General features: G+C 68.8%; 26 protein-coding genes and 1 pseudogene. 15 read left to right on the top strand and 12 right to left on the bottom strand.

The window, feature by feature from the left end; all coding sequences use genetic code 11:
- The 3 genes and pseudogenes from D7W79_RS15995 to D7W79_RS15985 form a co-directional block, all read left to right on the top strand.
- Window positions 1–232: pseudogene (locus D7W79_RS15995) on the top strand (hypothetical protein); the annotation flags it as partial.
- Between the two features lies 1 nt (window position 233).
- Window positions 234–1,238, top strand: a complete 1,005-nt coding sequence (locus D7W79_RS15990; protein ID WP_120526239.1) for a hypothetical protein — start codon at window positions 234–236, stop codon at window positions 1,236–1,238.
- Between the two features lie 11 nt (window positions 1,239–1,249).
- Window positions 1,250–2,842 carry a DUF1501 domain-containing protein gene (locus D7W79_RS15985; RefSeq protein ID WP_120526238.1) on the top strand — a complete coding sequence of 531 codons (1,593 nt, stop codon included), beginning with the start codon at window positions 1,250–1,252 and terminating at the stop codon, window positions 2,840–2,842.
- Here D7W79_RS15985 and D7W79_RS15980 read toward each other — a convergent pair.
- Window positions 2,809–3,345, bottom strand: coding sequence for a (R)-mandelonitrile lyase (locus D7W79_RS15980; RefSeq protein ID WP_120526237.1), 537 nt, complete (start codon window positions 3,343–3,345; stop codon window positions 2,809–2,811). The genes D7W79_RS15985 and D7W79_RS15980 overlap by 34 nt on opposite strands.
- Before the next feature lie 15 nt (window positions 3,346–3,360).
- Window positions 3,361–4,404, bottom strand: a complete 1,044-nt coding sequence (locus D7W79_RS15975) for an NAD(P)-dependent alcohol dehydrogenase (RefSeq protein WP_120526236.1) — start codon at window positions 4,402–4,404, stop codon at window positions 3,361–3,363.
- A gap of 145 nt (window positions 4,405–4,549) precedes the next feature.
- Here D7W79_RS15975 and D7W79_RS15970 point away from each other — a divergent pair, with 145 nt between their 5' ends.
- Window positions 4,550–5,455: a LysR family transcriptional regulator gene (locus D7W79_RS15970; RefSeq protein ID WP_120526235.1), complete on the top strand. Its 906-nt coding sequence runs from the start codon at window positions 4,550–4,552 to the stop codon at window positions 5,453–5,455.
- Between the two features lie 16 nt (window positions 5,456–5,471).
- On the opposite strand, the gene D7W79_RS15965 is transcribed toward D7W79_RS15970, so the two are convergent.
- Both D7W79_RS15965 and D7W79_RS44515 read right to left on the bottom strand, forming a co-directional pair.
- Complete coding sequence (locus D7W79_RS15965; protein ID WP_120526234.1) at window positions 5,472–6,461, bottom strand: aldo/keto reductase; 990 nt, start codon at window positions 6,459–6,461, stop codon at window positions 5,472–5,474.
- 159 nt (window positions 6,462–6,620) lie between these two features.
- A complete protein-coding gene (locus tag D7W79_RS44515) occupies window positions 6,621–6,971 on the bottom strand; it encodes a hypothetical protein (protein WP_208729745.1) in 351 nt (116 codons plus the stop codon).
- Window positions 6,972–7,196: 225 nt separating this feature from the next.
- On the opposite strand from D7W79_RS44515, the gene D7W79_RS15955 reads away from it, so the two are divergent.
- Complete coding sequence (locus D7W79_RS15955) at window positions 7,197–7,496, top strand: hypothetical protein (RefSeq protein WP_120526233.1); 300 nt, start codon at window positions 7,197–7,199, stop codon at window positions 7,494–7,496.
- A 49-nt stretch (window positions 7,497–7,545) separates the two neighbouring features.
- Here D7W79_RS15955 and D7W79_RS15950 read toward each other — a convergent pair whose 3' ends face one another.
- The 5 genes from D7W79_RS15950 to D7W79_RS44510 all read right to left on the bottom strand — a co-directional run bounded on the left by D7W79_RS15950 (window position 7,546) and on the right by D7W79_RS44510 (window position 12,270).
- Window positions 7,546–8,217, bottom strand: coding sequence for a phosphatase domain-containing protein (locus tag D7W79_RS15950; protein ID WP_120526232.1), 672 nt, complete (start codon window positions 8,215–8,217; stop codon window positions 7,546–7,548).
- A gap of 66 nt (window positions 8,218–8,283) precedes the next feature.
- Window positions 8,284–9,603, bottom strand: a complete 1,320-nt coding sequence (locus D7W79_RS15945; protein ID WP_158616976.1) for a Kelch repeat-containing protein — start codon at window positions 9,601–9,603, stop codon at window positions 8,284–8,286.
- Between the two features lie 241 nt (window positions 9,604–9,844).
- Complete coding sequence (locus D7W79_RS15940) at window positions 9,845–10,390, bottom strand: DUF1877 family protein (protein ID WP_147441936.1); 546 nt, start codon at window positions 10,388–10,390, stop codon at window positions 9,845–9,847.
- Between the two features lie 110 nt (window positions 10,391–10,500).
- Complete coding sequence (locus D7W79_RS15935; RefSeq protein WP_120526229.1) at window positions 10,501–10,842, bottom strand: hypothetical protein; 342 nt, start codon at window positions 10,840–10,842, stop codon at window positions 10,501–10,503.
- 120 nt (window positions 10,843–10,962) lie between these two features.
- Complete coding sequence (locus D7W79_RS44510) at window positions 10,963–12,270, bottom strand: carbohydrate binding domain-containing protein (protein ID WP_208729744.1); 1,308 nt, start codon at window positions 12,268–12,270, stop codon at window positions 10,963–10,965.
- A gap of 136 nt (window positions 12,271–12,406) precedes the next feature.
- Here D7W79_RS44510 and D7W79_RS15925 point away from each other — a divergent pair, with 136 nt between their 5' ends.
- Window positions 12,407–13,453, top strand: coding sequence for an alpha/beta hydrolase (locus D7W79_RS15925; protein ID WP_120526227.1), 1,047 nt, complete (start codon window positions 12,407–12,409; stop codon window positions 13,451–13,453).
- On the opposite strand, the gene D7W79_RS15920 is transcribed toward D7W79_RS15925, so the two are convergent.
- Both D7W79_RS15920 and D7W79_RS15915 read right to left on the bottom strand, forming a co-directional pair.
- On the bottom strand, window positions 13,447–13,875 hold the full coding sequence (locus D7W79_RS15920) for a DUF4326 domain-containing protein (RefSeq protein ID WP_120526226.1): 429 nt from the start codon (window positions 13,873–13,875) through the stop codon (window positions 13,447–13,449). The genes D7W79_RS15925 and D7W79_RS15920 overlap by 7 nt on opposite strands.
- A 102-nt stretch (window positions 13,876–13,977) precedes the next feature.
- Window positions 13,978–14,367 (bottom strand): hypothetical protein, encoded by a 390-nt coding sequence (locus D7W79_RS15915; RefSeq protein ID WP_120526225.1) that lies wholly within the window; start codon window positions 14,365–14,367, stop codon window positions 13,978–13,980.
- A gap of 219 nt (window positions 14,368–14,586) precedes the next feature.
- Between D7W79_RS15915 and D7W79_RS15910 the strand changes: the two genes are divergently transcribed.
- The 4 genes from D7W79_RS15910 (at window position 14,587) to D7W79_RS15895 (ending at window position 18,354) form a co-directional block, all read left to right on the top strand.
- Window positions 14,587–15,852, top strand: coding sequence for a CCA tRNA nucleotidyltransferase (locus tag D7W79_RS15910; RefSeq protein ID WP_120526224.1), 1,266 nt, complete (start codon window positions 14,587–14,589; stop codon window positions 15,850–15,852).
- Window positions 15,853–15,946: 94 nt separating this feature from the next.
- The gene (gene mnmA / locus D7W79_RS15905) at window positions 15,947–16,993 is read left to right on the top strand and encodes a tRNA 2-thiouridine(34) synthase MnmA (protein WP_120526223.1); all 1,047 of its coding nucleotides are present in this window, start codon (window positions 15,947–15,949) and stop codon (window positions 16,991–16,993) included.
- A gap of 194 nt (window positions 16,994–17,187) precedes the next feature.
- Window positions 17,188–17,961, top strand: coding sequence for an SPOR domain-containing protein (locus D7W79_RS15900; protein ID WP_120526222.1), 774 nt, complete (start codon window positions 17,188–17,190; stop codon window positions 17,959–17,961).
- Window positions 17,962–17,991: 30 nt separating this feature from the next.
- On the top strand, window positions 17,992–18,354 hold the full coding sequence (locus D7W79_RS15895) for a cupin domain-containing protein (protein WP_014397344.1): 363 nt from the start codon (window positions 17,992–17,994) through the stop codon (window positions 18,352–18,354).
- Between the two features lie 60 nt (window positions 18,355–18,414).
- Here D7W79_RS15895 and D7W79_RS15890 read toward each other — a convergent pair whose 3' ends face one another.
- Window positions 18,415–19,017 carry a hypothetical protein gene (locus D7W79_RS15890; RefSeq protein ID WP_120526241.1) on the bottom strand — a complete coding sequence of 201 codons (603 nt, stop codon included), beginning with the start codon at window positions 19,015–19,017 and terminating at the stop codon, window positions 18,415–18,417.
- Window positions 19,018–19,109: 92 nt separating this feature from the next.
- Here D7W79_RS15890 and D7W79_RS15885 point away from each other — a divergent pair, with 92 nt between their 5' ends.
- The 5 genes from D7W79_RS15885 to lepB all read left to right on the top strand — a co-directional run.
- Window positions 19,110–19,292, top strand: coding sequence for a ribbon-helix-helix domain-containing protein (locus D7W79_RS15885; protein ID WP_014397342.1), 183 nt, complete (start codon window positions 19,110–19,112; stop codon window positions 19,290–19,292).
- A 24-nt stretch (window positions 19,293–19,316) separates the two neighbouring features.
- Entirely contained in the window at window positions 19,317–20,276 is a 960-nt protein-coding gene (locus tag D7W79_RS15880) for a UDP-glucuronic acid decarboxylase family protein (protein ID WP_120526240.1), read from the top strand.
- Between the two features lie 75 nt (window positions 20,277–20,351).
- The gene (locus tag D7W79_RS15875; RefSeq protein ID WP_120526221.1) at window positions 20,352–21,296 is read left to right on the top strand and encodes an NAD-dependent epimerase/dehydratase family protein; all 945 of its coding nucleotides are present in this window, start codon (window positions 20,352–20,354) and stop codon (window positions 21,294–21,296) included.
- Window positions 21,297–21,452: 156 nt separating this feature from the next.
- A complete protein-coding gene (gene lepA / locus D7W79_RS15870) occupies window positions 21,453–23,264 on the top strand; it encodes a translation elongation factor 4 (RefSeq protein WP_120526220.1) in 1,812 nt (603 codons plus the stop codon).
- A gap of 44 nt (window positions 23,265–23,308) precedes the next feature.
- Window positions 23,309–24,465, top strand: a 1,157-nt coding sequence (lepB, locus tag D7W79_RS15865; RefSeq protein ID WP_244221796.1) for a signal peptidase I, incomplete at its 3' end; no start/stop codon positions are given.

The raw sequence follows: 24,465 nt of genomic DNA, 5'->3' as shown, positions 1-24,465 counted from the left end.
GGACGGGACGGTGGGGCCGCTCGGCTTCGCCAAGATCATCGTCGCGGCGGGGGCCTTCGACCGCTGCGTGGTGCGGCACCTCCATGCGCAGGTGCTGGGGCGCGACATCGATCCGGCGCGGGAGGCGGGCTACCTGGACGCGCAGGTGGAGCGCTTCGTCGCGGGAGGCCGCAAGGTCCGCCCGTTCATCAAATCCCTCACGCAGTCCAACCTCTTCCAGCGGGGGCGCTGACATGAACCGCTTCGCACTCCTCCTGCTCACGCTTCCCGTGGCGCTCGCGTGCGGCCGGGACGGCACCGCGTCCGCTCCCTCCACGCAGTCCCAGAAGGCTTGCGGCACCCCGGCCAGCTCCGAGACCGTGCGCATCATGCAGGGCCTCAAGCCGCATTGTGAGGGCTGTCACTCGCAAGGCGCGCGCGGGTACTTCGCGTCGGTGGACGCGTTCCAGGGCCTGCTGGTCTCCGACGCCCGGCTGGTGAAGGCGGGCAGCCCCGACGACAGCGAGCTGGTCCGCCTGCTGGAAGGCCGGGGCATCGCCGCGTTCAAGCAGATGCCCATTGGCGAGAAGTCCTACGCCCAGCTCGTCTCCGAGGGCACGGCGACGCTGCCCATCGCGGACGTCCGCGCGTGGATCCAGGGCCTCACCACCCAGCAGCGCGACGCACGCCCGGACCCGGACGCGACGCGCATCACCCGCATGAGCGCGACCCAGGTGCAGCGGGCGCTGTACCAGCAGCTGGGCCTCACGCATGACGACTTCTTCATCTCCGCGACGGAGTTCGGCATCCCGATGGCGGAGCCCCGGAACGACGACCTCTACCCGATGCAACCGCCGGACGCGGTGCCGGCGCCCCGGCAGCTCCCCACCGCCGAGCGCTTCTACGGGCTGGGCGGCGGCTCGGTGATGAACCAGACCGCGCAGGACCGGAGCACGTCCCCCACGTTCGCGCTCACGCTGACGCAGGTGTCGCAGCGCTGGTGCCGGCTGGCCCTGGCCAAGACGGGCAACACCGCGCTCTTCCCCGCGGGCTCCCAGCGCACCGCCGACCCCGCGGACGTGAAGGCCACGCTGCGCCGCTGGTCGCTGCACTTCCTGGGCGAGCGCTTCACCGACGCACAGGTGGACGCGCTCTACACGGACGTCTTCGTGCCGCTCTCGACACCGACGGACACCGAGCCCGCATACGTGGGCGTGTGCTCGTACTTCATCCGTCACCCGCACTGGATCTTCTACTGAAGGGGCACCCCATGAAGCTCTCGCGTCGCAAGCTGTTCGAGCTGGCCCTCGGGGCCACGCAACTGGGACTCATGGCGCGCTTCGGGCTGTCCACGGCCTCGGCCGCGCCAGCGCCGGGACGGCCCACGAAGCTCCTGGGCATCTGGCTGGATGGAGGCCTGCACTGGGAGAGCTTCTTCTCCCCGCTGTCCCGCGCCGGCATCACGAAGTTCATCCCGGTGGCTCAGGGCGGCGTCATCCCGTTCGGCTATCTGCCCGCGCAGGTGGAGAACTACGACCGCTCGCCGGTGGACCTGGATGCGCCGGGGCCCGTGCGCAAGCTGCGCGGGCCCATCTACTGGAACTGGGCGAACCCCGCGGACGCGCGGGGCACGAACCCCGCGGCGAACAACCAGCAGCTCTACCGGCCCTGGGGCTACGCGTGGGCGGACCCCACGTACAGGCTCTACGAGAAGGCCGCGCTGCTCGTGGGGGCGGACCAGAACACGGCCGCGCACACGAGCGGCATCGTCGCCAGCATGTGCGGCGTGGCGGGCGCGAGCTTCCGGGCTCCGGCCGTGCAGGCCGTCATCGCCAACGCCATGGCCCAGCGCTTCCCGGACCGGCCCATCCCCAACGTCAGCCTGGGCGGTGAGCTCCCGAGCGCGTTCGGGCTGTCCGCGCTGGCGAATCCGACGGTGCTGCGCTCCGCGTCGTCGGTGGAGCCGACGCTGTCCGACAAGCGCGGCAGCGCCTGGAACGGACTGCGCGCCCGCAACGACGTGCCGGACGTGGCCTTTGACGGCTCGGCGCTTCCGGGGACGGTGCCCGCGACGGCCGTGGACGCGGCGATCATGAAGGCGCTGCGCGCGGAGCGGGGCGTCTCCACCAGCGGCACGGACGCGATGCTCGAGCAGCTCTACGACACCTACAAGGGCGCGAGCCGGACCATCCGCCGCGACATCCTGTCGGTGCTGGCCAACACGCTCTCGTGGGAGAAGCTCAAGAACGACCCGCGCTACCCGGTGGACTGGACGGCCTGCATTGGCTACGCGGACGCCTGCGGCACGGGCCCGTCGATGGGCTCGTATGACTTCGCGTTGCGGCTGCTGAAGTCGGACCTGGTGACGTCCGTGAACCTGCGGGCCACGAGCTTCAACAACAACTCCTTCGACACGCACAGCGCGAACGGCGCCCAGATGCACGCCAACCACCTGCGCATCGCGCTGGAGATGGTGGGCCAGATGTGCATCGAGATGAGCCTCACCCCGAGCAAATCCGACCCGGCCCGGTCGCTGCTGGATGAGACGCTCGTGTATGTCTACAGCGACTTCGGGCGGACCTTCCCCAAGCAGGGCAGCGACCACCACCCGGCGACGTGCGCCCTGCTGGTGGGCGGCGGCATCCAGGGCAACCAGATGTTCGGCGGCTACGACGAGACGATGAACGGCTCGCCCATGGGGACGCCGGTGACGCTGGTGGAGGAGGACGGAAGCCGCGTGTCGCGGGCTCCGCGCTCCCAGGACGTCGCGGCGACGGTGATGCGCGCCTTCGGGCTGGAGCCGGGGAAGGACTTCTTCATCCCCGGCGGCTACGGCGTCTTCGACGGTGTCGTGACGGGCTGAGCGGGCTGGACGCCGTACTGGGCGTCGCTGACCTTCTCCATCCACTCGACGACCTTGCCGTCCAGCTGTTCCTGGATGGCGAGGTGAGTCATCGCGGTGGTCGGCGAAGCCCCATGCCAGTGCTTCTGGCCGGGAGGCGTCCAGACGACGTCGCCCTGCCGGAGCTCCTGGACGGGGCCGCCCCAGCGCTGGATGCGGCCGGAGCCCGCCGTCACGATCAGCGTCTGGCCCAGGGGATGGCTGTGCCAGGCGGAGCGGGCTCCGGGCTCGAACGTGACGGAGGCGCCGGTGGTACGAGCCGGAGCGTTCGCCTGGAACAACGGATCCACGCGGACGGAGCCCGTGAAGTTCTCAGCGGGCCCCTTGCTGGAGGGCTGCGAGCCGCCGCGCGTGATGCTCAGGCCCTGCGCGCTCTCGCGTGAGGCGGCGCTTCCTCCGTCGTGCGTCTGGGCGAACGCCGAGGTGACCAGGGACAACGAGATGGCGGTGGCTGCGATTCGCATGGCCTCTCCAGGGGGTTACTTCAGGGTCGCGGCGTCGATGACGAAGCGGTAGCGGACGTCGGAGGCGAGCACGCGCTCGTAGGCGTCGTTGATCTTGCTGGCGGGGATGACCTCGATGTCCGCGCCGATGTGATGCTTCGCGCAGAAGTCCAGCATCTCCTGCGTCTGCGGGATGCCACCGATCAACGACCCGGTGAACACGCGGCGGGGCATGAAGAGCGTGAACACGTTGACGGAGAGCGGCTCCGCGGGTGCGCCCACGTTGACCATCGCCCCGTCCAGGGCCAGCAGGGACAGGTAGGCATTCAGGTCGATCTTCGCGCTCACCGTGTTCACGATGAGGTCGAACGAGCCCGCGAGCTTCTGGAACGTCTCCGGGTCCTTGGTGGCGTGGTAGTGGTGCGCGCCCAGGCGCAGGCCGTCCTCCTTCTTGCTCAGTGACTGCGACAGGACGGTCACCTCCGCGCCCATCGCGCGAGCGAACTTCACGCCCATGTGTCCCAGGCCGCCCAGGCCCACGATGGCCACCTTCTTGCCGGGGCCCGCGCCCCAGCGGCGCAGCGGCGAGTACGTCGTGATGCCGGCGCACAGCAGCGGCGCGGCGGCGTCGAGCGCGATGCCTTCGGGAATCCTGAGGACGAAGTCCTCGGTCACGACGATGTGGGTGGAGTAGCCGCCCTGCGTGAGCTCACCATCCCGCCCGATGGCGCCGTACGTTCCGACCATCCCCTTGAGGCAGTGCTGCTCCTCGCCCTTGCGGCAGGGCGCGCAATCGCCGCACGAGTCGACCATGCAGCCGACGCCGACGCGGTCACCGACGGCATGCTTCGTCACCTTGGCGCCGACCTGGGTGACGATGCCGGCGATCTCATGGCCGGGAGCGAGCGGGTAGGTCGTCTCGCCCCACTCGCCGCGGACGGTGTGGATGTCCGAGTGGCAGATGCCGCAGAACTTGATCTCGATGAGGACGTCGCGAGGGCCCAGCTCCCGGCGCTGGAGGGTGATGGGGCCGAGGGGCGACGTGGCGGAGCGGGCCGCGTAGGCGTTGACGGTGGGCATGTGTCTTTTCTCCGGGGGACTTGGGGCCGATGCGCCCCGTTCACGAGAAGAGAGATACGCGCCGGACCCGCCGATGACTACGCGCGCGTGAGCCAATAGGCTCTTAACCCATGCTTAACAGTGGGCTCGGATACGGTCCTCGCGAATGAATACGGCGCCCTTCACGCAGCTGCAGGTGTTCCTCGCCGTGGCCCGGCTGCGCAGCTTCAGCGGCGCGGCGCGCGAGCTGGGTGTCTCCACGGCCGCGGTGAGCCAGTCGGTGCGGCAGCTGGAGGAGCAGCTGCGGGTGGTGCTGCTCACCCGTACCACGCGCAGCGTGGCGCTGACGGACACTGGCAGGCGGCTCGTGGAGGAGGCAGGCCCGGCGGTGGGGCAGGCGCTCACCGCGCTTCGAGAGGTCTCCGCGCAGCCGGGAGAGTCCGTGGGCCGGGTCCGGCTGACGGTGCTGACGGCGGCGGTGCCCTACGTCATCGCCCCGGTGGTTCCCACCTTTCGCGCGCGTCACCCGCGGGTGGAGCTGGAGGTCGTCGTCGAGGACCGCTTCGTGGACATCGTGGCCGAGGGCTACGACGCGGGCGTGCGGCTGAGCGAGGCCATCGAGCGCGACATGGTCCAGGTGCGGCTCACCGACGCGTTCCGCTTCGTGGTGGTGGGCTCGCCGGCCTATCTCGCCCGCCACGGCACGCCGCAGCGTCCCGAGGACCTCCTGCGGCACGAGTGCATCACCTTCCGCTCGCAGACGACCGGGGCGCTCTACCCATGGGAGTTGGAGCGGGGCCGCAGGAACTGGCGCGTGCCGGTGCGCGGAGGCGTCATCAGCAACGACCTGCATCTGCCGGCGACCCTGGCAGAGGCGGGCGTAGGGCTGGCGTATGCCTTCGAGCCGGCGGCGGCGGAGCCGCTGCGCACCGGGCGGCTCGTGCGGGTGCTGGAGGCCTACGCACCCATCGTCCCGGGCTTCTTCCTCTACTACCCCAGCCGCGCGCAGCGCTCCGCGCCGCTGCGACTCTTCGTCGAAGCGGCGCGCGAGCTGGCGATGAAGGCTGTTTGACGGCCGCCTGTGGGTCTCAGCGGTTGATCATCTTCTGCATCGCCTCGGGGTAGCGCTCTCCCTGTGCCCTGAGCTTCGAGGCGGCGTCCGTGAGCTCGCGGAGCTCATCCGGCGTCAGCGTCACCTGGAGTGCACCGAGGTTTTCGTCCAGACGGTGGAGCTTCGTGGTGCCCGGGATGGGAACGATCCACGGCTTCTGCGCCAGGACCCAGGCAAGCGCGAGCTGGGCTGGGGTCACCTGCTTCTGGGCCGCGACCCTGCCAATCAGGTCGACGAAGGCCTGGTTCGCCTGCCGTGCCTCCGGGGTGAAGCGCGGCAGGACATTGCGGATGTCGCCCTTCTCGAACTGAGTCGCGTCGCTCAGCTTGCCGGTCAGGAAGCCCTTGCCCAGGGGGCTGAACGGAACAAAGCCGATGCCGAGTTCCTCGAGGGTCGGGAGGATCTCCTGCTCGGGTTCACGCCACCACAGGGAATATTCGCTCTGGAGGGCGGTGACTGGCTGGACCGCGTGCGCGCGGCGGATTGTCTTCACTCCCGCTTCGGAGAGGCCGAAGTGCCGGACCTTGCCTTGCTGGATCAGCTCCTTGACTGCTCCGGCGACGTCCTCGATGGGCACCTCCGGGTCCACGCGGTGCTGGTAGAACAGGTCGATCGTGTCGGTCTTGAGCCGCTTGAGCGAGGCCTCGGCGACCTGCTTGATGTGCTCGGGCCGGCTGTTCAGCCCGGACTGCTTCCCGTCGGAATCGAAGCCGAATCCGAACTTCGTGGCGATGACCACCTGCCCTCGAACAGGAGACAGGGCTTCACCGACGAGTTCCTCGTTCGTGAAGGGGCCGTAGACCTCGGCGGTGTCGAAGAAGGTGACCCCCCGGTCGACGGCCGTCCGGATGAGCGAAACCATCTCCCGCTTGTCCGCCGGCGGACCGAAGCCATGGCTCATTCCCATGCAGCCAAGCCCCAGGGCCGAGACCTCCAGGTTGCTGTTTCCAAGTTTGCGCTTCTGCATCGTGTTCTCTCCTGTGCGTTCTGCCGCACGAAGAGAGATACGGCCTGGCCCCACTGCGGACCAGATGTGTGGACGCAATGGGCTCTTAAGCCCAGCTTGAAGATGCACGGCGGCCAGGGCCACGCCTGCACTGCGGGGCCCTGCGTCCTCCGCGCCGCGTTACTGGGGGCTCACGCAGTACAACTGGCTGCATTCGGCGTAGGCGTCCATGCACGCCTGGACCTCCTCGATGTCTCCACGCTTCACGCGTTGGAGGCAGGCGGTCCGCTCCGTGGCGCAGTCCGCGCAGGTCGCCGCCAGCTCATCGTTGCTCGACGCGGAAGCGCTGCTCGGAGGGATGCAGGCATACCCGGTATCGCCACACGAAGAGAGGCGCATGACCACGAAACAGGGCTCATCGCAGTAATTGAGCTCCTCACAGACTTCGGTGCACTGGATGGGCAGGGCAAAGCTGACCGCGGGAGAAAGGGCAAAAGCGGCGGCAACGGCCAGCAGCTGGCTGAGGCGCATGGCAACTCCGACTCAAGGGTGGGCGAACAGTCTGATTCCCATATCGAGTGCCGGATATCGCGGTTAACCACTATAGGCTTACATGTCGGATAGGTCTTGGGTCGGTGAAAGCGTTCAGTCAGCAACGATTGCAGCGCTGAAGTCTGTCATTGCGCCACGGGGTGGCGTCTCCTGCCAGACGTGCCTGCCCTCGGGCAGACACATCCCCCTCGCAATGGAGTGTCGATGAACGCGCTGAAGAAGTCCCTGCTGGCCGTCACCGCTGCCCTCGGCGTCGCCCCCACCGTCGCCTTTGCCTATCCGCCGCAGTGCTGGGATGTCTGCACGAGCTACTGCGACCAGATTTGTTACGAGGGGACCTTCCGGACCACCTGTGGCGAGGGCGGGTATTGCTTCGCGCCGGCGCAGCCTTCGCAGGAGACCGCCTCCGTCTCCTCGGCGCAGACCCAGCGGTCCGAGGACACCGCGCCGGTCTGCGACGCCGCCCAGCCGGAAGTGGAGCAGGCCCCGTCCGCTGAGAGCTGAGCGGTCTTGAGCACCCGCGAGGCCCGGTGTCGTGTCCGGGTCTCGCGGTTCAGACCAGTGCCGCGGCCAACGCGTCGAGCGCGCGCTCCTGCTGGACGGAGAGCCGCACCGCGGGCCGCGCCTGCCGCACCCGAGCGAGTGCCGTCTTCGCGTCCGGTGCATCGCCGCGAGCCACGAGGAGCGCGGCGGCGATCATCCCCGTACGCCCATGTCCCTGCGCGCAGTGGACGTATAGCGGCCCGGGCAGGGCGGCCAGCTCCCGAAGGACCGGGACCACCCGCTCCACGGGCAACGTCGAGGCATCCAGGATGGGGAGCGACACGTAGCGGCAGGCGCTTCGGATGCCTTCCGGTTCGATGAACTCGGAGGTCAGGTCGAGCACCGCGCTGACGCCCGCGGGCAGCTCGCCGGGCAGCAGCCGGCGTCCCACCAGGACACCTGGCGTCACTTCATCCAGGACACGCTCCCGGGAGACGCGCCGTGCCAGGTGCCAGGTGCCCCACGTGAGCAGCAGGAAGGGCAGGAGCGCGAGCACCGCCCCCGGACGCATCCGTCCATCCGCTTGCTTCCCGAAGGCCCGCGCACCCACTCCGGCATAGGCGACCGCCACGACGGCGAAGCTCACGGAGGGCCACAGCAGCAGCCAGCCAGCGCCTTGAATTCGCTGGGCCAGGAAGGCGAGGAGCACGGCCGCGGTGGTGAAGACGAACGTGTATTTCATTCGCGGCGCAGCGTAGCCGGTTCCCGGGTGGCCTCCATGCGGCGGAGGCCGACCCGGACGTGACGGCTACTGGCTCACGACGCAGCCCGGCTGCGCGATGACACACCAGGAGTTGGCTTCACTGACGCAGATGCTGTCCCAGGACGTGGTGCAGCAGTACGGGTCGCGGTTGCACACCGAGAACGTGCAGGAGTTGCAGTCCTTGGTCAGCGACGTGCCCGACGTACAGACGTTGTGGGAGCAGGCCGCGGCGACACAGACGTTGCTGGCGGAGCAGGTCTGCCCGGCGCCACAGGTGCCGCAGGTGAGGAGGCCGCCACAGCCGTCGGAGATCGTCCCGCAGGTCTTGCCCTGCGCCGCGCACGTCGTCGGGACGCAGGTGGCGGACGCGCCGAAGACCTCGATGCTGGCCAGCGCCTGCATGTTGCCCTGGGCGTTGTAGGTCGTTCCTCCGAGGAACAGGACGCTGCCGTCCGTCAGCGCCACGGTGGGATGTTCGACGCGGGACTGGGTGAGCGTTCCCACCGTGCTCCAGGTGTTGGTCGTGGGGGAGAACAGCTCCACCTGCATCGTGTTGTAGGAGCCCCCGGCCATCAGGATGGTGCCATCCGGCCGCGTCACCGACGGCGCGGTGAAGTGCTGGACGGCGGTGGCGCCGGTGTTCGTCCAGGTGTTGGCGGCCGGGTCATACAGCTCCGCCGCCACGACGTAGCCCGTGACCAACGCCTTGCCGCTGGCGAGCAGCTGCAGCGTGTGGCCATTGCGCCCCGCGTTCATCGACGTGACGGTGGTCCACGCCCCCGTGGACGGGCTCCAGATCTCCGCGTGGTTGCTGGAGGACGTGGTGCTATTCCCACCGCCCGCCACGAGCACGCGACCGTCCGCCAGCAGCACCGCGGCCTGCCCCATCATCCCGGCATTGAGCGAGCCCGTGGCCGCCCAGGTGTTCGTGGACGGCGTGTAGACGTAGGTCGTGGTGACGTAGCCCACGCCGCCCACCACCAGCACGCGGCCGTCCGCCAGCAGCGTGGCGCTGTGGCCGTAGCTGATGCGCGGCAGCGGCGCGGCGGCGCTCCAGGTGTTCGTGGCGGGGTCGTAGCGCTCGGCGGACGCGATCACGCTCGAGTTGACGCCGCCGACGACCAGCACGGTGCCATCCTGCAACCGCGTGGCGGTGTGACCGCGGCGCGCGGTGAGCATCGACGGACCGCTGACCGAAGTGGCTGTCGCCGGGTCATACAGCTCCGTGGTGGCGTACGTGCCCGAAGGCGTCCCGCCGCCCGCCACCAGCACCTTGCCGTTGGCGAGCAGCGTGGCCGTGTGCTGATAGCGCGCGGACAGCATCGAGCCGCCGGACACCACGACCGCGGACGACTGGGAGGACACGAGGTCCTCCTCGGGTAATTCGCTCTCGGGACTGCAACCGAGACAGAACAGCAGGGGAAGGACGGCCAAGGACATCCAGTAAGAGGTGCGCATGTGGGGCTCCCAGGAAATGGGGCCATGACCATGGCATGCGGCGCCTGGATTCGTTTCATGAAACATGAACACAAATCGGGTGTCTCAAGACACCCGGGTTTGTCTCAGGGCGCAGGAAACGCCGGGTCTGAGCTGGTTTCACTGGGGGTCAGTCGACGCGGACCAGGACACCGTCTCCGTGCTTTGCGGCCGTGACGTGGAGGGCGCGGAAGAGGTCGAAGCGCTCGCGGAGCCACTGCCAGGCTTCGTCGATGTCCTCCTCACGCGGACACTTGTAGACGCTCGCCTGTCGCAGACGTTCGAAGGTGAAGTACTCGCGGTGCGCGTCGAACGGGAATGTCTCCAGCATCCGGGCGATCCGCTCCACCGTCTCCGGCCGCGTGTAGCGCAGGGGCACGCCCTGGGGCGCCACCACATGCGGGGCGATGTCTTCCTCCCCCCGGATCGCGATGCCGGCCAGGGAGTCGTCCTCCGTCTCCGGCGCGTCCCTGCGTCGGGCGGACAGGACGAAGTGCAGATGATCCCATCTGCGGGCCAGGTCGACCTGTTGCGTCGCCAGGTCGGGGCGGGTCCGCAGGAGGTCCCGCACGGCCTCCAGGAGATCGAGTTCGTCGGGGTCAGGACCGCCCGGCGCCAGGCTCTCTTCACGGGGATCCCGGAGCAGCCGCGTGACGGAGATCAGCCATCCGCCCACGCCAGTGTTCCGCCGGGCCAACTCCAGAAGAGGGGAGCCGCCGGGAAGGGCTTGATAGCTCGCATCGAGTCCCATGCGGCCCTTCCTAGCAGCTCCGGTGCCCTCGGTTTTCAGCTGGCCGCGCTGTTCATCTGCACGGCGGTGGTGGGAGGCACCCCGGCGGCCGCGGCTTCCGCGGTCTTGCGCGTGTTGGCTTCCGTGGCGACCTGACACAGCGCCACCTGCGCCTGGAGCTGGAGCGCGAAGGCCCGGCCCCGGCCGAACATGACGCCAATCAGCGCCACCACGAGACCGCCAATCACGACGAAGAGGCCTTCCGCCTGCATGGCCTTCGCCATCACCGCGCCCGCGATGAAGCCGATGACGCCCCACGCGAAGATGATCAGGGATGCGCGGTCGTACAGCGCCTGCGCGTGCTTCGTGATGATGCTGGGATCGTAGCGAACCGCCATGGGAGCTCCGCTGGGTGGAGAAGAAGGGGCCCGTGGATCAGGCCCGCACGACTCCATCCCACCGTGCGAAGCGCCTGGACATCCCCCGAGGGAGGGATGCCCGGCGGCCTCATGCGCGTGCTACTTCGGCACCCAGACGGCGACCCAGTCGATCTGCACGTTGCCCGCGGCGCTGTTGCTCGGCGGCGTGCCGCTCAGGTCCGTCTCCGTCTGGAGGACCCAGTGCATGGGCGTGCTCGGCACGCGGCTGGTCTTGTCCAGGATGACCGCGCCATCGAGGATGAACCGGCACCGTCCCGGGCTCCATTCGATGACGGCCGTGTGCCACGACGTGTAGCGCGCGCTCGTGGAGACCGCGTCCTGATCCCCACCCGACGTCCCGTTCTGCCGGTGCATGAACCCTGAGATGGTGCCGTCCAGGTCGCCCTCCGGGAAGTCGATCTCCCCGTCGCGCGGCCACACCTCGCTGTCCGGCCAGAGCAGCCACGCTGTCTTGTAGCCGGGCACCGCGTCGGCCCGGAAGCGCACCGCGTAGCGTCCCGCGGGCAGCCCGCCGGACGCGTTCGCTCCGGGGATCTTCGGCAGCACCGCGGCCACCATGTGCACACCGTTCTCCGTGTGCAGGTATTTGTTCAACACGCCGTTCTGGATGCTGACGACCTTCGAGGGCGAGTACGTCCCGTTCTTGCTCGTGTCCTTCCAGCCGTCCAGGTACACGCTCCACTTCGACGACACCGCCGCGGGGAACTGGCCCACGGGAACGTTGGTCGTGAAGTCGTCGGTGAACACCTGCCGCCAGCCTGTGAGGTCTCCCACGGGCATCGGCTCGCCGGACGGGTTCGTGCCGCCGTTCGTAGGCTCCAGCGTGATGGCGTCCACGAGGATGGCATTGCCCGACGTCGCCTGGTTCTGGAGGACGTAGACATCCACCGTGTCACCGACGCGCTCCACGGTCCCTGTTACGGAGAGCCGCTGGAAGCCGGTAGTCAGTGTCGCGTCCGCCGTGAAGAGCTTGTACGTCGTTCCAGAGGCGTTCTTCTCCCGGAGGATGAGGCTGACAGGCTTGCCCACCGTGCCGGTGTTTCCCGCGGCGACATACGCCGTCGCCGTATAGGTCTGCCCCTGCGGCGCGTTCGCGATTCCGCTCTGTGCGCCGTCCAGCGAGTAGAGCGTCGCCGAACCACTGACCGTGACGCGCGCGACGTATTGCCCGTCAGGCGCTCCGGTGCGCGCCTCCCGCGTCAGCGTTCCCTGCCAGCTGGACCATCCGCTTGTGTTCGTCTCGAAGGACGTGTTGGTGATCACCGAAGCCAGGGACGCGGAGGTCTGGGCCGGGGCATCGGTCTCAGGTTCCGGGTTGCAAGCGGTCACCAGGGGGACGGCCAGCAACAGCGCCCAGGCAGTGCGAAGGACAGGGGACTCACTCATGGTACTCTCCGTGGAAAACTTGAAATATCTGCCTAGTTGTAAATAGCAGATGCGGCGCATCGGACAAGCCCACCGTGTGCCTGCGTCTCCCACTCCGGGCGTGCATGGCCATCCTCGGCCGAAGAGGAGAGACGCCATGTCCACCGATGCGAAGAAGCCCTCCGATTCCGGCCTGGATCCCCATGCCCGTGCGTTCCTGGAGCAGTTGAAGACAGCGGGCGGACCCGCGCTCGAAACCCTGCCTCCCGCGGATGCGCGCGCCGTGCTCCGGAGCGTGCAGTCGGGAAAGAGCGCGAAGAAGCCCGCCCGCATCGAGGACCGCGTCCTGCCGGTGGGCCCCGACGGCCAGGTCTCCGTCCGCATCGTGCGGCCCGTGGACGCGTCGGAAAAACTCCCCGCGGTGCTCTACCTCCACGGCGGTGGCTGGGTGCTGGGCGACAAGGACACGCACGATCGGTTGATCCGCGAACTGGCCGTGGGGAGCCGGTGCGCCATCGTGTTCGTCAACTACACGCCCGCGCCCGAGGGGCAGTACCCGACGCAGATCGAGCAGGCCTATGCCGCGCTCCAGTGGATCGCGAAGAACGGCGGCGAAGCGGACCTGGATGGCCAGCGGATCGCCGTGGCCTCTGACAGCGCGGGCGGGACCCTGGCGGCGGCGCTCACGCTGGTGGCGAAGGAGCGCGGCGGCCCGCGCATCCTGCAGCAGGTGCTGTTCTATCCCGTCACGGATGCCCGCTTCGACACGGCCTCCTACGAGCGCTACGCGGACGGCTACTTCCTCACCCGGAGCGAGATGCAGTGGTTCTGGGACAACTACGCCCCGGACTCCTCCGCCCGCACCGACCCCCTGGTCAGCCCGTTGCGCGCGACCGACGAGCAGTTGCGAGGCCTGCCTCCCGCGCTGATCCTCAACGGCGAGTGCGACGTGCTCCGCGACGAGGGCCAGGCCTACGCGCGCAGGCTCGTGGACGCGGGAGTCCCGACGCTGGCCCTCCAGTACGACGGGATGATCCACGACTTCGTGATGCTGGATCCGCTGGCGGACTCACTCGCCGCGCGCAACGCCATTGCCCAGGCGTGCCTGACGCTGTCGGAGGCGCTGGGCACGCGGCGGCAGGTGGACGCGACGCTCACGCCCCAGCCCGCGCAGGTCCGCGAGCGGGAGAACGCGCGTCACTGACGCGGACTTGCGTCCAGCCACGCGGCCAGTACGTCCGCGTGGCACGGGCCGGGCTTGCACCAGCAGCCCAGCCGCTTGCCGCGCAAGGTCCGCACGTCGCGCAGGAAGTCCGCGTCATGCTTCGTGCGCAGCTCCAGGTACCAGCGGAAGGACTCGAACGCGTCCGGGCCGGGCGCCATGCGCCGCTGGGCCTCGTCGCGGATCCGCGCGGCTTCGTCGGCGGGCAGCTTCGCCAGCCAGGGCTCGAAGTACGTGCGGATCATCGCCTTCCAGGTCTTCACGCCCCCGGGCTTGAACGGGTTGCCGAAGCGGCCTGGCACGGGGTTGAGCGGGCCCGGCTTCGCCCAGGCGCGGAAGGCGCGGCCCACGTAGACGTCACAGGCGTCGTGCACGTGCACCGCGGTGGTTCGGGATTCGGACATGGCGCGTCCATCGTTAACAGACGCGCCCGTCACATGCCTCGCGGGATGGCGGGGAAGGGGAGCGCTCCGGGAACGCTCCCCAGCCCCGTCAGCAGGCAGGGCTCACCAGGGGCCGATGCCCTGCTTCTCGTGCGGCGTCTGCGTGAACGTGGACTTGAACACCGAGGCCGCGCCGTTGAGCCCCGAGCCGAAGGCCTCCACCGCGCCCTGCTTGAAATCGCCCTTGCTGAAGCTCACGAAGGCATCGCGGCCGAAGTTCAGCGCCTCGCGCTGGTGCGCGTTGACCTCGCTGCGCTGGCCCGTCTCCACCTTCTTGACGTTGTCGATGACGCTGTTCCTGGAGCGGTCGGAGATGCCGATGTTCCCCTTGTCGAGGATCTGGTTCACGCCGCTGACCGAGTGGCTGTAGTCGCTCGTCTTGCCCTGCGTCGTCGTGTCGATCTGCTGGCGGGAGGGGTTCCGGAACGTGTGGTTGCTGGTGACCTTGAACATGGTTTGCCTCGCTGGGGCGGCGGCCGGTGGCCCCGCTCGCGGTAGGTGATGCGTTTGAAATGATTGTCGGGGCGTGTGGGCAGGAGTTTCCTGAAGACTTTCATTCGCGCACGTATACGTCATTTGTCGTATGCCGGCCTTCAGGGGGCCTCCGCAGTGGTCAGGCCCGCCGGAAGACGGCAACGTACGCGCCCGCCTCCTCCCACCCCTTCCGCGGTCATGATCGCCAACCTCCACGACGCCGAAATCCCGAAGCCCGTGCTCGAAGTCATCACCCGCCTGCGCGAGCTGGGCCACCCCACCTACCTGGTGGGCGGCTGCGTGCGGGACATGGTCCGCAAGGTCCACCCCAAGGACTTCGACGTCGCGACGAGCGCGCTGCCGGAAGAGGTCCAGCGCGCCTTCCGCAAGGTCATCCCCACCGGCATCCAGCACGGCACCGTGACGGTCGTCACCGGCGGCAACCACGTGGAGGTGACGACGTTCCGTTCGGAAGGGGACTACCTGGACGGACGGCGCCCCAGCTCCGTGTCCTTCGAGCGCGACATCGTGAAGGACCTGTCCCGGCGCGACTTCACCATCAACGCCATGGCGTACAACCCGCTCGACCGCGAGCTGGTGGATCCGTTCGGCGGTCAGGTGGACCTGCCCGCGAAGCTCATCCGCTGCGTGGGCTCCGCGCTGGAGCGCTTCTCCGAGGACGGCCTGCGCCCGCTGCGCGCCGTGCGCTTCGCCGCCGTGCTGGGCTTCACCCTGGACCCCGCCACCCGCGACGCCATTCCCGCGACGCTGGCCGTGTTCCGCAAGGTCGCGCTGGAGCGCGTGCGCGAGGAGCTGCTCAAGCTGCTCCAGTCCCCCCGCGCGGAGACGGGGCTGCACCTGCTGGCCGACACGGGGCTGATGGAGGTCTTCCTTCCGGAGGTGGCCCGCGCGGACGCGGAGTCCGCCCGGCTCGCGCGCGCCGCCGTGCAGGCCGCGCCGCCGGACGCGGACCTGCGCATGGCCACGCTGCTCGCGGACATCGACACCGCGACGCAGGCCAAGGACCTGTGCCTGCGCCTGAAGTTCCCCAACAAGTCCGCTGACCTCATCGGCCTGCTCGTCGAGCACGCGAAGCTGGAGACGCGCGTGAACGACACGGACCCCGCGCTGCGCCGGCTGCTCGCCCGCGTGGGGCTGCCTCAGCTGCCCGCGCTCCTCGCCGTGGCCAGGGCCCGCGTCCAGGTCCGCGCCCCGGAGCAGCTTCCGGCGCTGGAGGCGCTGGCCGCGCGGCTGGAGGCGCTGGCCGCCGCGAAGCCCCCCCTGTCCGCGAAGGAGCTGGCGCTCACCGGGGGCGACATCATGAAGACGCTGGGCATCGGCCCCTCGCCGAAGGTGGGCGAGGCGACCCGGTACCTCGTGGAGACGGTGCTGGATGATCCGACGCTGAACACCGCCGATGAGCTCCGCTCCCGGCTCACGGCCTGGGCATCACGGAGTTCTTGAAACGGGGCCACCTCTCCGGCCGGAGGGCAGGGGAGGGGGCCTGGAGCACCTCGGGCCGTGCGTCCCGGCCCGGGGGCGTGTAGGAAGGAGCCCCATGCGAGTCGTCGTTGCCATGAGCGGTGGGGTGGATTCCTCGGCCGCCGCCGCCCTGCTCAAGGAGCAGGGCCACGAGGTCATCGGCATCACCCTGCGCGTCTGGTCCTACGAGGGCAACGCGAAGTGTGGCAGCTGCTGCAGTCCGGACGACATCGACGACGCCCGTGCGGTGGCCCAGACGCTGGGCATCCCGTTCTACGTGGCCAACGCCGAGGAGATCTTCCAGGACCGGGTCGTCAACCCGTTCGTCCAGTCGTACCTGGGCGGCAAGACGCCCATCCCGTGCGTGAGCTGCAACCGAGACGTGAAGTTCAACTTCCTCCTCAAGCGCGCGCGCGCCCTGGGCGCCCGGCTCGCCACCGGCCACTACGCCCAGGTGGAGGAGGTGGACGGCCGCTTCCACCTGCGCCGCGCCGTGGACGCCGCCAAGGACCAGAGCTACTTCCTCTTCACGCTGGGCCAGGAGGAGCTGAAGGACGTCCTCTTCCCCGTGGGGCACCTCACCAAGCCGGAGGTGCGCGCCGTCGCCGAGCGCCACCACCTGCCCACCACCCACAAGCCGGAGAGCATGGAGATCTGCTTCGTGCCCGACGGCGACTACGCCGGGTTCGTGGAGAAGGTCGCCGGGCCGCAGCCCTCCGGCGAGGTCGTGGACCCGGACGGCAAGGTGCTGGGCACGCACAACGGCATCCACCGCTTCACCGTGGGGCAGCGCAAGGGGCTCAACCTAGGCGGCGGCGAAGTCCGCTACGTGCAGCGCCTGGAGCCGGAGACGAACCGCGTCGTCGTGGGCCCCGCGGAGGGAACCGGCCGCGCGCAGTTCGGGCTGCTCCAGCCGCACTGGGTGGACGGGCCGCCTCCGCCCGAACAGACCGTGGAGGTCCGCATCCGCCACCGCCACGCGGGCGCGCCGGGACGGATCCACATCTCGCAGCACGGGCTCGTGTCGGTGAAGCTGGATGAGCCCGCGCGCGCCGTCACGCCGGGCCAGGCCGCGGTGGTCTACGACCGGGATCGCGTGCTCGGCGGCGGGTGGATCGTCTGATCCCACCCGGCGCGTCGTGCGCCGTCCACCAGAGCCGGTGGCAGCACCGCCGGGGCCTGACTTTGGGCCTCGCGCGCGTCGGTCCGACGCGGTCTCCGTGAATTTGACCCGCCTGGGGGTGGGGCGTAGCTTGCGCGCACGCTGTCGCTACAGGCCGTTACACAGCCCGAGCGCGCGACGAGGTTTGCCCCGCCATGCGTGACGCCCACCGGATGAAGGAGAAGTTCGACGTCTCGTTGGACAATCGCCAGATCGTCAGCCTGTTGATCGCTGGCATCGTCGTGATGGGCGCCGTGTTCGTGCTGGGCGTGGTGGTGGGCAAGAAGCTCTCCGGCGACGCGCAGACCGCCGCCGCCCCGGACCTGCTCTCCGCGCTGGACGCCAACGCGCAGGTCCTCCACGACGCGCGCCAGGAGCCGCCGCTCACCTTCCCGGACGAGCTCACCCGCAAGACGGGCGCCGAGCCCCTGCCGCCGCTGCCCAAGGCCGCCGCGAAGCCGGAGGCCCCCAAGGCCGCCGCCGCCGTGAAGCCGGAGCCGAAGCCCGCGGAGGCCCCGAAGGTCGCCGCCGCGAAGCCGGAGCCTGTGAAGCCGGAGCCCGTGAAGGGAAAGGTGGAGGAGACGCCGGTCGCCACCCGCACCACCGTGCGCGACGGAGGCATGAAGGAGGCAATCGCCCGGGCCCAGGCGCTGCCCGCCGAGCCGCCGCGTCCCTCTGAAGCGGTGAAGGGTGGGGCGTTCACGCTCCAGCTCTCCGCCTTCCAGAGCCGCCAGGACGCCGACCGTTTCGCCGCGCGGTTGCGTGATAAGGGCTATGCCCCCTATATCCTGTCGGCGGAGGTGCCCGGAAAGGGCACCTGGTACCGCGTCCGGATGGGCAGCTTCGCCAGCAAGGAAGCCGCGGGCCGGTACCTGACGGACTTCAAGCGCGAGACCCAGCTCGACGCGTACGTGGCCGGCACGAACTAGCGCTGCTGGGCAAGGAAGAGACGAAGCAACATGACGACGACGAAGCGGGTGGAGAAGCCCTGGGGTCACGAGCTCATCTGGGCCCACACGGAGCGCTACGTGGGCAAGCTCCTGCACGTGAAGGCCGGCCACAAGCTGAGCCTCCAGTTCCACAACGTCAAGGACGAGACCATCCACGTCCAGAGCGGCAAGCTCCTCTTCGTCGTCGACGAGGGCCAGGGCCTCATCGAGAAGGAGATGAACCCCGGTGAGAGCTACCACATCAAGCCGCTGACCAAGCACCGCATGGTCGCCATCACCGACTGCGACATCCTCGAGGTCAGCACCCCCGAGCTGAATGACGTCGTGCGCCTGGAGGACTCCTACGGGCGCACGGGCACCAGCGCCCCGTAGCCCCTGTCGTACCGCCCGCCAGCGCGCCCACGCGGTGCGCGCTGGCCCGGGCTCCCGGCGTCACTCCTTGGGCTTCGCCGCGGCCGGGTTCGGGTTGCGGGTCCACTGGTCCACGGTGCCGTCGCCGTCCAGGTCCTCGCCAATGCGGTCCACCTGGCCGTTCTCCCAGTACTCCCAGTAGTCCACCCGGCCGTCGTGGTTCGCGTCGCGCTCCTTCCGCACGAGCGTGTCGTTCTCGTAGTAGAGCCACGAGTCCGCCTTGCCATCGCCGTCCAGGTCGCGCTCGCCCTTCGTGCGCTTGCCTTCGGCGTAGTGGTACGTGGCGTCCACCTTGCCGTCGTAGTCCAGGTCCATCACCTCGCGGACCTTCGCGCCCTGCGGATCCAGGTACTGGGTGACGTCCACGCGGCCGTCCCAGTTCAGGTCCAGCTCCTTGCGCACGAGCACGTCCTTCACCCGGTACTCCCAGACGTCCGTGCGGCCATCGCCGTTGGCGTCCAGCTCCGTGACCGTCTCCCCGGGCTCCTGCTTCCCCCGGATGGACTCCGCCTCCGGGCGCTTGCGCACCGCGTCAGGGGTCTCCGCTGGCTTCTGGGAGGCACAACCCACAAGCGCGCCTGCCGCGAGGAAGCCCAGGAAAATCAAACGGTTGCTAGAAGCCAAGGTGCCTCCCAAGCCGGTGGGGCGCCATGTTCGCGCCGCTTCCACTCCGTGCTTCGCAGGCCACGTCATTCCATATATTTTCACGTATCGCCATGGCCCGAAAGAAAGTCAGCACCACCATCTACATCACTCCGGAGCAGAACGAACTGCTCAAGGCGCTGAACCAGAAGACGAAGGTGCCCGTGGCCGAATACATCCGGCAGGGCATCGACCTGGTGCTGGAGAAGTACAAGGCGCAGCTGCCGGGCCAGGCAACCTTCGACGAACTCTCCTGACGAACGAGGCGTGACGTGACGAGCATGCGTGGCAAGCGGGCGGTGGTGCTGGGTGGGGCCGGATTCGTGGGCTCGCACCTGTGTGAGCGGCTGCTGGATGACGGCGCGGAGTCCGTCCTCGCGGTGGACAACCTCATCACCGGAAACGAAGCGAACGTGCGCACGCTCAAGCCGCGCGCGGGCTTCCAGTTCGTGAAGCAGGACATCACGGAGGGGCTGGAGGTGGACGGGCCGGTGGACTTCGTCCTCAACCTGGCCTCGCCCGCGTCGCCCATCGACTACGCGAACCTCCCCATCGAAACGCTGCGCGTGGGCTCCATCGGCACGGAGAACGCGCTGAAGCTGGCGGAGAAGAAGAAGGCCGTGTTCCTCATGGCCTCCACGTCGGAAGTGTACGGCGACCCGCTCGTGCACCCCCAGAAGGAGGATTACTGGGGCAACGTGAATCCCATCGGGCCGCGCTCCGTGTACGACGAGGCCAAGCGCTACTCGGAGGCCATCAGCGCGGCCTACGAGCGCAGCCGCGGCGTGAACGTTCGCATCGTGCGCATCTTCAACACCTACGGCCCTCGCATGCGCCTCAACGACGGCCGCGTGGTGCCGGCCTTCGTCGGCCAGATCCTCCGGGGCGAGGACTTCAGCGTCTTCGGCGACGGCAGCCAGACGCGCTCGTTCTGCTACGTGAAGGACCTGGTGGACGGCCTGGTGCGGCTCATCCTGTCGGACGTCCGGGGCCCGGTGAACATCGGCAACCCACGCGAGATGACCATCAAGCAGTTCGCGGAGGCCGTGCGCGCCGCGGCGGGTGGAGGTGGGAAGATCGTCTACCACCCCCTCCCCAAGGATGATCCGAAGCAGCGCCAGCCGGACATCACCCGCGCGCGCACGCTGCTGGGGTGGGAGCCCAAGGTCGCGCTGGAAGATGGTCTGCGGGACACCATCGCGTACTTCCGAGAGGTTGCCGGTCGCCCCACCGGAGCATAGGTTGGCCGCGCGCGAGTGAACGCGAGGTAGTCGACGGTCCGGCCCCCCTGGTGGCCGGGCCCAGGGGAGAACGGCGTGAAAGTCCTGGTAACGGGCGGCGCGGGCTTCATTGGCTCGCACGTGTGCGATGAGTTCCTCCGCAATGGCCACGAGGTCATCGCGCTGGACAACCTGTCGAGCGGCAAGAAGGAGAACCTGGATCCGCGCGTGCGGCTGGCCGTGCACGACATCCGGAGCCCGGAAGCCGCGGAGCTCATCCGCACCGAGAAGCCCCAGGTGCTCTGCCACCTGGCCGCCCAGATGGACGTGCGCCGCAGCGTGGAGGACCCGGGCTTCGACGCGGACGTGAACATCCGCGGCATGACGAACCTGCTGGAGGCCGCGCGCCAGTCCGGCGTGAAGAAGGTCATCTTCAGCTCCACCGGCGGCGCCATCTACGGCGAGCAGGACTACTTCCCCGCCCGCGAGGACCACCCCACGCGGCCGGTGTCGCCCTACGGCGTCTCCAAGGCGGCGGGCGAGCTGTACCTGGGCTACTACCGCGCGCAGTACGGCCTGCCGTACGTGGCCCTGCGGTACGCCAACGTGTACGGCCCCCGGCAGAACCCGCACGGCGAGGCGGGCGTGGTGGCCATCTTCTGCCAGCGCACCATCGCGGGGCAGGGCTGCACCATCTTCGGCGAGGGCAAGCAGACGCGTGACTTCGTCTTCGGACCGGACGTGGCCCGCGCCAACTACCTGGCCTTCCAGAGCGACTACGTGGGCGCCGCGAACATCGGCACCGGCGTGGAGACGGACATCAACCGCCTCTACGAGCTCATCGCGCAGGCGGGCGGCAGCTCGCTGAAGGCCGCGCACGCGCCGGGCAAGCCGGGCGAGCAGATGCGCTCGTGCATCGACGCTTCCCACGCGAAGAAGGTGCTGGGCTGGGAGCCGACCGTGCAGCTGGCGGAGGGCCTGAGCCGCACGGTGCAGTTCTTCCGTGACCAGGCCGCGGGCCCCGTCCGCGCCCGGGGTTAGGTCCCCCTCTCGGCCCGTCCCCCTGGCTTCTGGGCCAGGGGGAATGCGGGACGTCAGGCGGGTGGAGTGCTCGGCGAGCGGGAGTGCGCCGGTCGTGGATTTTCAGGCGGTTCGGTGTTACCTACGCCCGCTTCGCGACCGACGAGCGCCCTGAACATGCCGGCTGAAAACGCGCACATCCGCAACTTCTGCATCATCGCCCACATCGACCATGGAAAGTCGACGCTGGCCGACCGCCTCCTGGAGAAGACAGGCACGCTGACCAAGCGTGAGGCGCAGGCCCAGTTCCTCGACAACATGGACATCGAGCGAGAGCGGGGCATCACCATCAAGGCCCAGTCCGTGCGGATGACGTACACCGCGAAGGACGGCCAGAACTACGTCCTCAACCTCATCGACACACCGGGGCACGTGGACTTCGCCTACGAGGTCAGCCGCAGCCTCGCCGCGTGCGAGGGCGCGCTGCTCGTCGTGGACGCGACCCAGGGCGTGGAGGCGCAGACGCTCGCCAACGTCTACATGGCGCTGGACCACGACCTGGAGATCATCCCGGTCATCAACAAGATCGACCTGCCCAGCGCGGACGTGGAGCGCACGCGCGGGGAGATTGAAGACGTCATCGGCATCGACGCGTCCATCGCGGTGCCGGCCTCCGCGAAGGAGGGCATCGGCATCCACGACATCCTGGAGTCGGTGGTGAAGCGCGTGCCGCCGCCGTCGGGCTCGCCGTCCGCGCCGCTCAAGGCCCTCATCTTCGACTCCTGGTACGACAACTACCGGGGCGTGGTGACGCTGGTGCGCGTGCTGGAAGGCACGCTGAAGCTGAAGCAGAAGATCAAGATGTTCAGCAACAACAAGGTCTTCGAGGTGCAGGAGCTGGGCGTGTTCAGCCCGTTCTCGCGCCCGGTGACGCAGCTCATGGCGGGCGAGGTGGGTGTCCTCGTCGCCAACGTGAAGGAGCTGCAGGACGCGAAGGTCGGCGACACCGTCACGGAGGAGGCGCGGCCCACCGAGCAGCCCTTCCCGGGCTTCAAGGAAGTCAAGCCGATGGTGTTCTCCGGCATCTTCCCGGTGGACTCGTCCGACTACGAAAACCTGCGCGACGCGCTGGCGAAGCTGACGCTCAACGACTCCGCCTTCACCTACGAGCCGGAGTCGTCCACGGCGCTGGGGTTCGGCTTCCGCTGCGGCTACCTGGGCCTGCTCCACATGGAGATCGTCCAGGAGCGCCTGGAGCGCGAGTACAACCTCAACCTCATCACCACGGCCCCGTCGGTGGTCTACCGCATCACCACCACCAAGGACGAGGTGATGCTGGTGGACAACCCGGCGAAGCTGCCGCCCACGCAGAACATCACCAAGTTCGAGGAGCCCATCCTCACCTGTCACATCCACGTGCCCAACGAGCACCTGGGCGCCATCCTGAAGCTGTGCCAGGACCGGCGTGGCGTGCAGAAGGACATGAAGTACCTGGGCTCCAGCGGCACGCGCGTGCAGGTGACGTACGAGATGCCCATGGCGGAAGTCGTGTTCGACTTCTTCGACCGGCTCAAGAGCGTGTCGCGCGGCTACGCGAGCCTGGACTACGAGCTGTCCGCGTACGCCGAAGCGGACCTCGCGAAGCTGGACATCCTCATCAACGGCGAGCCGGTGGACGCGCTCTCCGTCATCGTGCACCGCGAGCGCGCGTACCTGCGCGGCCGCGAGGTCTGCGAGAAGCTCAAGGAAGTGATTCCCAAGCAGATGTACGAGGTGGCCATCCAGGCCGCCATCGGCGCGAAGATCATCTCCCGTGAGACGATCTCCGCCATGCGCAAGAACGTCCTTGCCAAGTGCTACGGCGGCGACATCAGCCGCAAGCGCAAGCTCCTGGAGAAGCAGAAGGAGGGCAAGAAGCGCATGAAGCAGGTGGGCACGGTGGAGATTCCGCAGGAAGCCTTCCTCGCGGTCCTCAAGACGGAGCAGTAAGCCCTATGAGCACGGCCAGTCCTTCCGCGAAGCTGGGAGCGGCCATGGCCGCGCGCCGTACGCCGGAGCAGCTCAAGGCCCGCCGCCAGCTGATGTGGCGCGAGCTGTTCACCAGCCTCTGGGCCCCGCTGTGCGGCGTGGGCCTGGCGTTCATCCCGTACCTCATCCTCATCGAGTCGGCGCCCGCCACCGCGTCCTGGGCCCAGCCCGTGATGAAGGGCTTCGGCCTGCTGATGGTGCTGGCCTTCGTGGGCCTGCTGGTGTGGCGCAACGCCTCCAAGAAGGAGTCGCAGCTGCGCACGCTGCGCCACGAGGCGCGCGAGCTCATCGCCGAGGACGAGCGCATCCTGTCGCGCGTGGGGACGAAGGTGTCCCCGGCCGCGGCGGACCGCATCACCGAGCAGGCCCTGCGCGTGGAGTCCGCCTCCGTGGCGGGCAACGTGGAGCAGCTGCGCACGGAGACGAAGGCACTGGAGACGCTGACGCAGGAGCACCTGGGCGCGTACCGCAAGCAGTCCGTGTGGGACTTCGTGGGCGGCTTCGGCAAGGCGCTGTTGATCGCCCTGGTCATCCGCACGGTGCTGGTGGAGCCGTACCGCATCCCGTCCGGCTCCATGCTGCCCACGCTGCAGATTGGCGATCAGGTCTTCGTCAACAAGTTCATCTACGGGGTGCGCATCCCGTTCATGAACGTGGTGCCGTTCCGCATCGTGCGGGCGCCCCAGCGCGGGGACGTCATCGTCTTCAACAACCCCGTGGACGAGTCCAAGGACTTCATCAAGCGCGTCATCGGCATCCCCGGCGACACGGTGGAGATCGTCGACGGCGTCATCCGTATCAACGGCGAGCCGCAGCCGCGCACGCTGGTGTCCCCGGACTTCGTGGTGCACAACCAGGACGACACCACGGGCCGCTGGTTCGACCAGGAAGAGGTGCTCTACCGCGAGGACCTGGGCGGCGTGGTGCACTCGTCGCTCCAGCACCCCATGCGCCTGCCGGGCCGCGAGCACGAGGGCCCCTACACGGTGCCCGCGGACAGCGTCTTCGTGATGGGCGACAACCGGGACAACAGCGCGGACAGCCGCTACAACCTGGGCGGCCCGGGCGGCGCCGAGGTCGCCTACGTGCCGTACGGCCACATCAAGGGCAAGGCCATGGTCGTCTGGCTGTCGCTCGGGTGGGGGGGCCTGCTGGGCAACCT

Origin of the sequence: Corallococcus exercitus, from assembly GCF_003611585.1 — a bacterium.
Taxonomy (GTDB): Bacteria; Myxococcota; Myxococcia; order Myxococcales; family Myxococcaceae; genus Corallococcus; species Corallococcus exercitus.
The sequence above is the reverse complement of the archived record's forward strand: the minus strand, read 5'-3'. Positions and strand labels throughout refer to the sequence as shown.